At 53.5% G+C, this 11677-nt stretch carries 11 protein-coding genes and 1 pseudogene; 2 read left to right on the top strand and 10 right to left on the bottom strand.

All coding sequences use genetic code 11. The features are described from left to right. Positions 1-8: 8 nt before the first annotated feature. From LJE94_01350 to LJE94_01305, 10 genes and pseudogenes are all read right to left on the bottom strand, one after another. Complete coding sequence (locus tag LJE94_01350) at positions 9-716, bottom strand: HAD-IA family hydrolase (protein ID MCG6908751.1); 708 nt, start codon at positions 714-716, stop codon at positions 9-11. Positions 717-855: 139 nt separating this feature from the next. Then, positions 856-2340: pseudogene (locus LJE94_01345) on the bottom strand (trimethylamine methyltransferase family protein). A gap of 91 nt (positions 2341-2431) precedes the next feature. Further along, entirely contained in the window at positions 2432-3193 is a 762-nt protein-coding gene (locus LJE94_01340; protein ID MCG6908750.1) for an HAD-IA family hydrolase, read from the bottom strand. A 168-nt stretch (positions 3194-3361) separates the two neighbouring features. After that, positions 3362-4237, bottom strand: coding sequence for a class II fructose-bisphosphate aldolase (locus tag LJE94_01335; protein MCG6908749.1), 876 nt, complete (start codon positions 4235-4237; stop codon positions 3362-3364). Positions 4238-4294: 57 nt separating this feature from the next. Next, on the bottom strand, positions 4295-5380 hold the full coding sequence (locus LJE94_01330; protein MCG6908748.1) for an aminotransferase class I/II-fold pyridoxal phosphate-dependent enzyme: 1086 nt from the start codon (positions 5378-5380) through the stop codon (positions 4295-4297). Between the two features lie 93 nt (positions 5381-5473). After that, the gene (gene ald / locus LJE94_01325) at positions 5474-6589 is read right to left on the bottom strand and encodes an alanine dehydrogenase (protein ID MCG6908747.1); all 1116 of its coding nucleotides are present in this window, start codon (positions 6587-6589) and stop codon (positions 5474-5476) included. A gap of 134 nt (positions 6590-6723) precedes the next feature. Beyond that, the gene (locus LJE94_01320) at positions 6724-7524 is read right to left on the bottom strand and encodes a GntR family transcriptional regulator (GenBank protein ID MCG6908746.1); all 801 of its coding nucleotides are present in this window, start codon (positions 7522-7524) and stop codon (positions 6724-6726) included. Next, complete coding sequence (locus tag LJE94_01315) at positions 7521-7928, bottom strand: hypothetical protein (GenBank protein ID MCG6908745.1); 408 nt, start codon at positions 7926-7928, stop codon at positions 7521-7523. Before LJE94_01315 ends, LJE94_01320 begins: the two co-directional genes overlap by 4 nt. A gap of 13 nt (positions 7929-7941) precedes the next feature. Then, complete coding sequence (locus LJE94_01310; GenBank protein MCG6908744.1) at positions 7942-8583, bottom strand: LysM peptidoglycan-binding domain-containing protein; 642 nt, start codon at positions 8581-8583, stop codon at positions 7942-7944. A 203-nt stretch (positions 8584-8786) separates the two neighbouring features. Then, a complete protein-coding gene (locus LJE94_01305) occupies positions 8787-9725 on the bottom strand; it encodes an alpha/beta hydrolase (protein MCG6908743.1) in 939 nt (312 codons plus the stop codon). A gap of 381 nt (positions 9726-10106) precedes the next feature. Between LJE94_01305 and LJE94_01300 the strand changes: the two genes are divergently transcribed. Together LJE94_01300 and LJE94_01295 are read left to right on the top strand one after the other, a co-directional pair. Then, entirely contained in the window at positions 10107-10352 is a 246-nt protein-coding gene (locus tag LJE94_01300; protein ID MCG6908742.1) for a cytoplasmic protein, read from the top strand. 71 nt (positions 10353-10423) lie between these two features. Further along, on the top strand, positions 10424-11623 hold the full coding sequence (locus LJE94_01295; GenBank protein ID MCG6908741.1) for an aminopeptidase: 1200 nt from the start codon (positions 10424-10426) through the stop codon (positions 11621-11623). Positions 11624-11677 lie beyond the last annotated feature (54 nt).

Here is an 11677-nt window from a genome sequence, read left to right as displayed (position 1 = left end):
TTTGGTTTTCAACGATGTGATCCTGAATTTCGATGTGCAATGTCCAATGATGAGGCATTCCTGTCTGAAATCACCTGTAACACCTCCCGGGGGTGGCGAGCCAGAAACCTGCAGCCGTTTTCCACCAGTTCCGCTTTCGTCCGGAAGCCCCAGGCCGCACCCACCGGAAACATACCCGCCGCTGCGGCCGTCTGCATGTCCACCCCGGAATCGCCGACAAACAACGCTTCTCCGGGATGAATCCGCATGTGGTCCGCAATGGCCAGCGCCATTGCCGGAGCGGGCTTTCGGGGATATTGACGGCTTTGTCCAAGAACCCGGTCGAATCGCCAACGGCCCAGCATTTCGACTACGCTCAGCTTCGTAAATTCGTGGGGCTTGTTGCTGCAGACGGCCATCCGAATCCTGTGCTTGGTGAGTTCGTCCAGCAGTTCCGGAATACCGTCGTAAGGGCGGGTCTTGCGGTTCCAGCTCCGGCCATAGCTTTCCTTGAAAGCCGTGAGCGCCTTCTTGACGGCATCTTCGGAACGCCGGTCCTCAGGCAGCGCCCTCTTGACAAGCATCTCACTGCCGTCTCCCACAAAATTTCGATAGGCTTCAAGCGGATGGGTTGAAAAACCGTCGGCCAGCAAGACGCGGTTGACGGCATCGGCAATGTCCTCCAGCGTGTCCAACAGGGTGCCGTCGAGGTCGAAAATGATGGCTTTAACCGGCATCGTTTGTACCAAGAGCCTTACAATTTAAAATCAATCACGAAAACACGAAAGCGAAAAAAGGGTTCCAGGGCTCGAGCGGTCATAGCTCACAGCTGACAGCCGATAGGATGCTATGAGCTATGACCTGCCGGCTACGAGCTCATTTCTTTGCCTTCCGTTCCTTAACGCGTGCCTCGAACTCTGCATAGATGCTGTCAAGCTCCTGCTGAACCGCATCCGGGCGGGGTTCCGGCTGGTAGTTTTCCAGAATGTCCATGGAGGCTTCATAGGCCCTTTCGGCGATATCCGGTGATCCGGCCAATTCCCAGTTTTCACGGTTGTCACGGTTCATGAAGCGGGTTTTGGACATGCGCCGAAAATTTTTCAGCGTGTGTTCATGGGTAATGAACTCCCCTGCGGGCCCGACCTGTTTGATGACATCGTAGTTTATATTTTCTTCGGACACGTTGATGCCGTTGACAACCATCAGGACCATATCCAGAAATTCATTTTGCAGCATGGCCGAAGCGTAGTCCCAGGCCAAGGCACTGTCGAGCATCCCGACGCCGTAAATCATGTTGGCACCTGCCAACGCGGGTACGAGGGCTGTCAGGGTGAACTCGTGGCCGGACTGGGCGTCGAGTCTCTTGCTGTCAACCTATCCGCCGCCCACCCAGGACGGCATTTTGTAGAACTGGGCGAGTTTGGCCACCGCAGCGCTCAGCATGGCCATTTCCGGTGCGCCCATGGCGGCCAGTGTCGTCCGCAGGTCCATGATGCTGGTGGAACTGCCGTAGACCATGGGAGCGCCTTTGCGCACCAGCTGTCCCAGGGTAATCGAGCCGAGCACCTCGGAATTATGGGTCACCAGGGTGCTGGCAAGATCCACGCAGGTGGTGCCGCCGCACAGACCCAGCCCGTTGATTTTGATGGGGATGCCGAATTTGCAGGACTCGATCAGGACGTCCGTGGCCTCCTCGGTCAGGACCAATGGGCTCACCGGGTCGGCGGAGCAGGTGAACAGCGGTGCCTGGCTCAGTTTGTCCTCTCCGCCGGCGAGCACGGCGCCCATCTTTACCGCCGCTTCAAAGTGCTCCACGGAATAGATGCCCAGAAAGCCGTGCTTTGACGAGTGTTTGAAAAAGGAGTAGGCGTTGTAAATGCTGGCCATGTCCTCGTCCAGGTCGCGGGGGGTCAAAGGTCTTTCCCAACCGACGACATTGTCCAGTTTGTCAATGAAGCGCACGGTATTGTCGACGTCCGCCTTGGTGGCATCCCGCAGTTTGCGCGTCACCGGATCGATAAGTTGGGCGGCTTCACCGAAATTGACGAACCCGGTTTTCTTGCCTCCCGGTACGTAGTCGTTTGCCGGATCGATTGCGTGCGCGCGATAGGCGGCCGGCGTCGACTGAATGGCGTCCTCCACCAGGTCCGGTCTGATTTTTACAATCTGGCTCTTTTCATCCACCGGGCACCCGTGATCCCCGAATATGGTTCGGGCACGGGGGCTCATCACTTTCAGCCCGATGCTCCAGAGAACATCGAGGGTGGCTCTGTGGATCTGCTCGATGTCATCGGGGCTAAGGACGTTCAATCCGAAGCTGCCGGCATTGAGAAGATTGGCCTGTTGATAATTAATGGTCATTTGTCACCTCTGTTTGTTTGCTGACGTTCCCTTTGCAGGGGGAACGCGACAGCTTTAGCTGTTCAATTTTTCGATCGAAATTTGAAACGATTTACGCAAAATAGGCCACTAGCTGTTCGACACGCAGTACGCCGTCGTGTTGCAGTTTCGGGTCGCCCTTTTTCAGGGTTCCCTTTTCACCGTCGGTATCGCCCAGGCAGCTGACGATGATGTCGGCATCGTCCAGGTCTTCGTTCTCGGTGTAGACATTGGTGGTGGCCACCACGTTCATGCCGGCGGCTTTGGCGGCAAGCACCCCTACCCGCGAGTCTTCAATCACGAGGCAGTTTTCCGGTGCCAACCCGGTCTTTTCCAAAGCCATCAGGTAGATTTCCGGGTCGGGCTTCTTCTTGCTGACGACGTCTCCGGCCAGAACAAAGTTGAAGGGAATGTCACCCAGCATTCCCTTGGCGATGGCGTTGGCCGACCTTTCGTTGGCCGTGGTACAGACGCCCAGGGTGAGGCCCGCTGCCACGCCCTCTTCCATAAACCGCCGGATGCCGCTTCTCAGCGGCAGGGCGCCGCTCTCGATCAGTTTGATAAACAGTCCGGTTTTGGTCTTGTGCAGATTTTTGATGTGTTCCCCCAGGTCCTCTTCCGACATGTCCGCAAACAGCCCCTCCTCCTTGAAGTAGGCCCGCATGCGTTCTTTTCCGCCGGATACGCGCAGCAGGTCATGGTATTTATCCACATCCCATGCGAAATCATACCCGAACGCCTCGAAAGCCTTGTTGAAGGCAACCCGGTGCCCATCTTTTTCGGTGTCGATGATCACACCGTCCTGATCGAAAAAGATTGCTTTTATTTCTGGCATCCTCCTCCTCCCTTACACTGTCATGCTTACCTAAGGTGAGCGTTTCAGATTTTACGAATGATTCGAACGAAAACACGAAGGTATCGACTGCCACCGCGGTGCGCCGACAGGTACTCCTCATGGACCCTTCCGTTTTTGTTCGCATTCCGACATCCACGTTCCCAATTGTCAGGCCTTTTCCGCACTGCCCAAAAGGTCGATCCAATAGACTATTCTGTCCGCGATGGCTTGCCTGACGGCAATGTCTATTTTGCCGGGATTGTACTCGTCCCGGTGGTCCGCGATATAGCCGTAGGTGCTATCGATGAGGGCGTGTTTCAAATCCGTGGACACGTTGAACTTGGATCCACCCAGGGAAACCAGGCGCTTGACCACGTCCGGCTTCAGACCCGTACCGCCGTGCACCACCAGCGGCGTTTTGACTCCGTCACCGTTGATCAGCCCAAAGATCTTCTCCATGCGGTCGAAGTCGAGCTTGGGGTTTTTTGTCTTGTAAACACCGTGAGCCGTTCCGATGGCCGGGGCAAAGATGTCGATGCCCGATTCTTCAACGAATTTCAAGGCCTGCTCGGGGTCGCAGAGGGCGGCTTCGTCCTCGGCCACCTTGATCTGGTCTTCAACGCCCGACACGGTGCCCAGTTCCCCCTCGACTGATATGCCGCCTTTGGCGTGGCAGTAATCGCTCACCTCGCGCGTCTGCCGGATATTCTCTTCGAAATCCTGCTTGGACGCGTCGATCATGATGTTGGTGTAGCCCGCATCCGCACAGGTCTTGCAGTAATCTACGTCCGTGCAGTGGTCCAGGTGAAGGCAGATCGGAATCGGGGCGGATTCGGCCAGAGTCCGGTAAATATTGCCCAGAACCGCCGCATTCAGGAACTGGGAGGGCGTCACGGAGGTTTGGATGATGAGGGGGGCTTTCATCTTCACGGCCGTGTCTACCACCGCCTCCATCTGAATCAGGTTGGTAATGTTAAAAGCGCCTACCGCGTACTTTTCCTCGGTCGCTTTTATGAGCATCTCTTTTGCATCTACAATTGACATGTCTTCCTCCAATCATCGTGTAAAAAAACAATGCGGTTTGTTTTAAATGAAAAGACGTCAACCGAAATAGCTGCGAATAAAGGTAAGGAAACGCTCGTTCTCTTCATCCAGACCCGGGGTCACCCTGAAATAGCCCGTTTTACCGTGAATCTCGCCTATCTTTTTGAGATAGATGCTCTGTTCGAGAGCCGCCGCCACGATCTCCTCGGTGGATTTACCGGTCATGGTGCCATCGATCAGCATGTAGTTGCCGTGTGCCGGAAAAGGCTTGAGCCCCAGTTTTTTGAGTTCTTCGGAAAAAATGTCCATCCATTTGTTGTTGTGTTCTACCTTGGCACTGACCTCATCGGGGTTGTCGATGATGGCTTCTGCCGCCGCTGCGGACATCCGGCTCACGTTCCAGGGCAGGAACATGCGGTTGAAGGCCGCAATCATCTCTTCCGATCCCAGCACGAACCCGAAACGAATGCCGGCGAACCCATAGGCCTTGGAAAAGGTGACCGACAGGAAGACGTGCGGATATTTTTCAACCAGGGAGGCCTTGGAAGGTCTGTCCGGATTGTAGTCCAGGTAGGCTTCGTCTACGCACAGGGGAACCCCGGTTTCGCAGAATCGAATCAGATCGGCGTCGTCGATGAAAACCCCCGTGGGATTGTTGGGATTGATGATCAGCATCAGTTTGGTGCGTTCATTGATGGAGGCCAGCATGGCATCCACGTCGTATTGCAGGTCGTCTTCTCTCACCGGAATCTGCACAACCTTGGCATTGCACAGTTCGGCCCTCGTCAGGAACAGTTCAAAGGTCGGATGAGATATGATAAACTCGTCTCGGGGCTGCAGAAATATGCGCATCATGGCGTCGATAGTATCCGAAGAACCGTTGCAGAGGGCCACGTTGTCCGGGCCCAGACCGTACATCTTACCAATTTTGGTTCTCAGACGTAGGAAACTATCTGGATACCAGTTGCCGTTCCGTAGAGAATTTACGACTGCTTCGATGACCTTATCCGAGGGAGGAATGGGATTTTCATTGAGCATCAGTCGGGCATTCTGCGGATTTTCCATGGCTTTATCCAATATCCCAACATTGTATTCTCTTGCCGTGTAAAGCCATGGGACGATCCAATCTTTAAGTGGTTTCATGGTTGATTCTCCTTTCTGTTGATGGTTGGTACTTTTAAACAACACGCTATCTCTTTTCTGTTAACCGGTTGTTGGCACCGTGTTTGAAAACGGTCAGGACAAAACGCTTTCAAGCGGTTCGTAGGCCATCCCGAAAGCGTCGGCAACCCCCTTGTAGGTTACCTTGCCCCCGATCACGTTGATTCCTTTGGCGATCTCAGGATTGTCCAGGGCCGCTTTTTTGTACCCTTTGTCGGCCAGTTGTATGGCGTACGGCAGGGTGGCGTTGGTCAGGGCGTTGGTCGAAGTGAAGGAAACCGCTCCGGGCATGTTGGCTACACAATAGTGAATCACACCCTCCACCTCGAAGATGGGGTCGTCGTGGGTGGTGGCTTTCGCGGTTTCCACGCAGCCGCCCTGGTCGATGGCCACGTCGACGATGACCGATCCCTTTTTCATGATTTTGAGCATATCGCGGGTGACCAGCTTGGGAGCCACGGCTCCGGGAATCAGCACGGCCCCCACCACCAGATCCGCCTCCCGCAGCAGCTTGCGCAGCGTCGCCGGATTCGACATGACCGGGAAACAGTTGGCCGGCATGACATCGCTCAGATAACGCAGCCTTTCCAGGTTGGTGTCCAGGAGGTAGACCTTGGCGCCCAGGCCGCAGGCGATTTTTGCCGCGTTGGTACCGACCACCCCGCCGCCGATGACGACCACCGTACCGGGATCGACGCCGGGCACACCGCTCAAGAGGACGCCGTTGCCGCCGAATGTCTTCTCCAGGTATTTGGACCCTTCCTGAATGGCCATTCTTCCGGCGACTTCGCTCATGGGGGTCAATAGAGGCAGGGATCCGTTGGCACACGCCACCGTCTCATAGGCGATCGCAATGCAGCCGGAATCGATCATGGCCCGGGTCAGTTCCTGGGAAGCGGCAAAGTGAAAATAGGTGAATACGATTTGCCCGCTGCGAATCATGGGGTATTCGACAGGCAGGGGTTCTTTTACCTTCATAACCATGTCGGCCTTTTCATAGACGTCGGCCGCAGTGCCGGCTATTTTTGCGCCGACTTTCTCATAGGCGCTGTCCGGGAAAACCGATCCCTCGCCCGCACCGGTTTCAATGAGGACATCGTGCCCTTTGGCGACCAATTGCTCCGCGCCTGCAGGCGTCATGGCAACCCGGTTCTCCTTGATTTTGATCTCTTTCAATACGCCGATTAACATGGGTATCCTCCTTCTCTATGTAGTTGTGGTAAGTGGAGCCTAAGCTGAGCGTTTCAAATTTCAAGAGTGTTCAGAATACATTTTAGGCAGAAAAAAATTGTCTAATCGTATAGTAGGTTAGATGTATATACAGATTATTGCAAACCTGCAGTTCCCAAGTGCTTTATCATTGTGTTCATGCCGTTTTCCTGAAAACGATACCGGCCCAGTTCGACCTCGAACCGGTATTTATCGCCACGGTAATACGAGTACAATACCTCGACGGGAATATTGCCGTCGTTGAAGGTGACGCTCTCCATGAACAACCCGGCCGAATTTTCCGGAAGCGCTAAAAGTCGTGCTATGCGTTTTTCCAGGCTGACGGCCATGATAGCCTGTTCGCAGCGCTCGAGTACCGTATTGAATTGTTTCGAGATAAGTTTGTACATGGATCCTGTGAGATCCATGCGAATGATGTTTTTGAACATGTTGTACGGCAGGTAACTCTCTTCATATATCAGGGGGACGCCGTCTCCCGTCCGCAACCGCCGAATGACAACGGCCCTGGCGTCGGGCCCCAGAACCAGTTTTTCCGCAACGAGTGTCGGCGCTACGACAACCTCGGCTTTCAAAATGATGTTCTTTTCCTGTATCCCGATCTCGCTCAGGTCGTCTTTGAAGCTCGATATCTTGTTGAGGCGATGTTTTACGGAGAGGGGCTTCGACAAAGTGACGAAGGTGCCGAATCCCTTCTCTTTCCGCAGGATTCCCTGGGAAACCAATTCCGCAATTGCCTGACGCAGGGTGTTGCGGTGCACCTGGCACCGGTTGGAAAGCTCCACCTCCGAGGGCAGTTTCTCACCGCTTTTGAAACGCCCGCTTTGTATCAATTCCTTCAGCCAAGCGCTGATTTGAAGATACTTGGGCATGGGGTTGGACGGATCGACGATTCTCATGTCCCCTCCCCCGGTTCCGGTTTCAGATTGTATTCCCTAAAAAACTGTGCCGAAGGCCTGATAGCCAGGTAGATACTGGAGAGCAGCAACAGAACGATTTCTATCGTCAGAAAAGTGACAATCAATTTCAACTTGATAAGGACAACGACGGAAAAAATGAAGAACAGGGCCGCCATCACGTTTCCCATGAGGCACACCAGTCTGGCCCAATTTTTCATGCTGGCCAGAAGTGCTAACATGCACACACCGATCATGAGAAAACGTCTCTCGATTACGAAAGTGTCGGAGCTCCGGTCCATCAGCACCAGAGAGATGTAAAACCACACCCAAGCCCCAGCCGTAAGTACAACCGCCTTTTTAACGCTGGGCGGGTACCTGTTGAAATCCCGAACTATTTTCAGCATGCCCCATCACCCGTTATTTGACGGTCAGTTTCTGCCCCACGTGAATAACGCTGTTCGACCCCAGGTTGTTGATCTGCCGCAGCCTATTCACGGAAATGCCGTAGCGGCGACCGATGCTGTAAAGCGTATCGCCTTTTTCGACAACATGATAGGCGGTGGACGTCTTCGATACCGCCGATTCCTGATGTTGTACGCCTGCTTGAGCGGCAGGCTTTTTGCTCGCTTGCGCGTCTATTTTTTTTCGCAACTGGATCAATTCTTTGTCCACTTGATCCATTCGCTTGGCGATCGAGGTTTGAAGGTTTTCCAAACGCGTTTCTACCGTCCCGTCATTCTTGATATTTTTTTCTATTTGCGTGACCCGCTCGCCCACACCTTCAATCGTAAGCATGCGTTTTTCAAGCAGGTCGAGCCGGGCTTCGATTGCTTTGACGCGGGTTGTTGCAGCGGTATCTTTACCGACAGGCAGAAACAGATAAAGGATGATGAGTATGACGACGAGGGCGGGAACCCAGAGGATCCAAGCACCGAACCGCTGGGATGCGTGAGAGACGGCACCTGTTTTTACCCCCAGTGGCGAATATTCCTCTTCGTAATAAGCGTCAGCTTCTTGGTCGATCGCCTCGGAACCGTCGTCGGAGTCTTTCCACTGCATTCGCATCACCCCCAAGGGAATTAGCCCCTGATTTGCAAAATCCAGATTATCAACTGGTGAACACCAACTACGAAAACAATTCGAAAAAATCAACACCTATTGTAATTTTTTGCGTTTCGGCACGTATAAACACGAAATTTTACGGATCGATAATCCCAAATACGGGGTTGACCGATCGTGGCGGTGATTTTTTTCTCCAGGGTTTATTCTCCCATGAAACGGTCGAATGCCTCCCATAACCGGTCGCGAAAACAGTTCGCCTCGATCGGAATTTCGTGCCTGGCGCCTTCGATTCGAACCAGACTGCATCTGGGGAGCCTTTTACAGATCGCATCCTGGGCTTCCCTGCAAACGACGGTGTCTCTTCCAGCCGTCACCATCAACACGGGCACAGTCACCTTTTCAGCGAATCCGGGGCTGCCGACGATGCCGATGGAATCAAGGGTCGCCTTGAGCCACTGAAAGGTCACGCCGCCCACAACAAGCGCCGGGTTCCGCTCCAACTGGCCGGCCACCGTTTCAAAGCGCATCAAATCACTCGTCAGCCGGTTGTTTTTGAATTGCTGCGTCCCTGCATCGTCGCCACCCGTGCCCGGCACATACCTCTCACCCATCCTCATTGCCACCGCCGCAGCGGCATAAAGTCGCATTATCTTCCTGAACGGGCCCGGCACGGCGATGTCTATCAGGGGCGAGGTCAAGACGGCCCTCTGAAACGGTTTTGAATGGTCGTGCAGGTACCGCAACCCGATGTGGGCTCCCATGGAATGCGCCATCAGAACAAACGGCGGCTCTCCTCTCGGCAGTGCCACCGATTCCATGAAACGTGTCAGATCGGACAAATAGTCGTCATACGAATGGACGAATCCCTTACGCGGATTTTTCAACATCCTGGAAGACAACCCCTGCCCGCGCCAGTCAAAACCGAATACATCATATCCTCTTGATGTCAGGTCATGTGCGCTTTCGTCATATTTTTCCAGATACTCGCGGCGCCCGGATAGAACCACCACCGTCCCCTTCCTGTGCGGAACACGGGTTTTCCATTCTCCCCAGCGGAGGCGGATGCCGCTTTTTGTCTTTATGTATCCAACGGTGGCTGTCTGCATGAGCAATAGCGGATGGCTTTTTTTTAAGATCACAGCACCTTAAAAAGCGAAAGATAAAGATCACTTGAATGTGTGTGTTTTGCTGTCATTTAATCACATAAGGGACCAATGGCTCTGACCCACCAAGTCTTACATACTGGAATAAATCGAGATAGATTATATTGAAAACCTGTTTCCATTGCAAACGGTTATAATTTTCATGCGTTATCTTTAAAAAAATGCTATACGGCCGGGGGGACAGGTAAAATAGCATCCTGAGGCCGAGTGGAAAACAGCTAATAGCTCATAGCTGGTAGCGTGCCATGTGCTATGACCCGATAGCTATGAGCTCATTTCCCTTTCACTCGAATCCTTTTATAAATGTAAAATTACGCGCCCCTCGGAAGATCCAAAATTATGTGAAAGGAGACATAGATGGCCCTGCACTCGCACCAATTCGTGGAGGAATATCAGGGCTTCGTCGGTTTCGGCTTTAACCGTGAAACCGATGAAGATACACTGGTGTATTATCTCCAAAAATTTTCGGACGACCGTCTGATGGAAGCATTGAAGGAAAAAATGACCGATGATGAACTGGAAGAGGTGTTCAACCTGATTACCAGGCTTCTGAAAAGGCACCTTACAGAGCCTCAGTATCATGCGCTTTTCCTGAAAGAGTAAACGCTGCGGAGCAACTTTTACGCAACGCGGCTGCGCCGCCGCAAATTTTAATAAGTGTGGGGGAACATACAATGCTTACGGAAAAACAACTCGATCGTTATGCCGACATACTGATATGGGGACTCAAGACCTCCCGAACAAACACAATCAAACGCGGCAACCTGTTCTTGGTCAGGTTTGACCTTGCGGCCCTTGGCTTGGCGGAAATACTCCAGGCCAAGCTTTTGGACATGGGCATGCATGTCGTGCTGCGCATGAACAGCACCCCCCGCATGGAATGCGACTTTTATGAAAAAGCCAATGGCAAACAACTGGTCTTTTCACCCCCGGGCGAACGTCCGTTTTTTAACGCTTTAAACGGCAGTGTCTATCTGCACGCCCCGGAATCCATTACCCATTTGAGCCACATCGACCCTAAAAAATTGGGCAAGGCCGCCGTCGCCCGCAAATTCGTGCGCGACATCCTGGACAAAAGGGAAGAGAAAGGCGATTTCAGCTGGACGCTCTGCACGCTCCCGACCGAAGAGCTGGCCCGGCACGCCGACCTCTCCCTGGACGCCTATAGCCGGCAGGTGGTCAAAGCCTGCTTTTTGAACAAAACAAAACCGGTAGCGTCCTGGAAAGAGATATACAAAAAGGCCGCCGGCATTAAGAAATGGCTCAACAGCCTGGACATCGAGCATCTCCACATCGAGTCGTCACACGTGGACCTCATTGTAACGCCGGGCGACAGGCGCCGGTGGATCGGCATCTCCGGTCACAACATCCCCAGCTTCGAAATTTTCATCTCTCCGGACTGGAGAGGCACCAGCGGCACCTATTATGCGGATCAACCTTCCTACAGGAACGGAAATCTGGTTGAGGGGGCCAGGCTTTCTTTTGCCAAAGGCAAGGCGGTGAAGGTGGAGGCCGGTCGAGGGGAGTCTTTTTTGCGCAAGCAACTGGCCCTGGACGCGGGTGCCTGCAGAATCGGGGAATTTTCTCTCACCGACAGGCGGTTTTCTAAAATCGACCGGTTTATGGCCAACACCCTTTTCGACGAAAATTACGGCGGAAAGGACGGCAACTGCCACATCGCCCTGGGGTCTTCCTACTCCGACACCTACAGCGGCGACAAGTCCCGGCTGACAAAAAAAATAAAAGCAAGCCTCGGTTTCAACGATTCCGCCCTGCATTGGGACCTGGTAAATACCGAAAAAAAACGGGTGACGGCCCGTTTGAAAGGAGGGGCAAGCAAGGTAATTTACGAAAATGGTGTGTTCGGCTGTTAGCCGTCCGGGAAACAGGTCCAAGGGGTCAAAAAAGGCGATTTTCAACTTCGAGCG

It is taken from the genome of Deltaproteobacteria bacterium (assembly GCA_022340465.1).
GTDB lineage: Bacteria > Desulfobacterota > Desulfobacteria > Desulfobacterales > B30-G6 > JAJDNW01.
This window is presented reverse-complemented; position numbering and strand designations above follow the sequence as displayed.

What these genes read in the sequence shown, in the direction of transcription:
- LJE94_01335 (MCG6908749.1), bottom strand. Translation starts at nt 4,237, where the DNA reads ATGTCAATTGTAGATGCAAAAGAGATGCTCATAAAAGCGACCGAGGAA.
- LJE94_01315 (MCG6908745.1), bottom strand. Translation starts at nt 7,928, where the DNA reads ATGCTGAAAATAGTTCGGGATTTCAACAGGTACCCGCCCAGCGTTAAA.
- LJE94_01320 (MCG6908746.1), bottom strand. Translation starts at nt 7,524, where the DNA reads ATGAGAATCGTCGATCCGTCCAACCCCATGCCCAAGTATCTTCAAATC.
- LJE94_01310 (MCG6908744.1), bottom strand. Translation starts at nt 8,583, where the DNA reads ATGCAGTGGAAAGACTCCGACGACGGTTCCGAGGCGATCGACCAAGAA.
- ald (MCG6908747.1), bottom strand. Translation starts at nt 6,589, where the DNA reads ATGTTAATCGGCGTATTGAAAGAGATCAAAATCAAGGAGAACCGGGTT.
- LJE94_01295 (MCG6908741.1), top strand. Translation starts at nt 10,424, where the DNA reads ATGCTTACGGAAAAACAACTCGATCGTTATGCCGACATACTGATATGG.
- LJE94_01340 (MCG6908750.1), bottom strand. Translation starts at nt 3,193, where the DNA reads ATGCCAGAAATAAAAGCAATCTTTTTCGATCAGGACGGTGTGATCATC.
- LJE94_01350 (MCG6908751.1), bottom strand. Translation starts at nt 716, where the DNA reads ATGCCGGTTAAAGCCATCATTTTCGACCTCGACGGCACCCTGTTGGAC.
- LJE94_01330 (MCG6908748.1), bottom strand. Translation starts at nt 5,380, where the DNA reads ATGAAACCACTTAAAGATTGGATCGTCCCATGGCTTTACACGGCAAGA.
- LJE94_01300 (MCG6908742.1), top strand. Translation starts at nt 10,107, where the DNA reads ATGGCCCTGCACTCGCACCAATTCGTGGAGGAATATCAGGGCTTCGTC.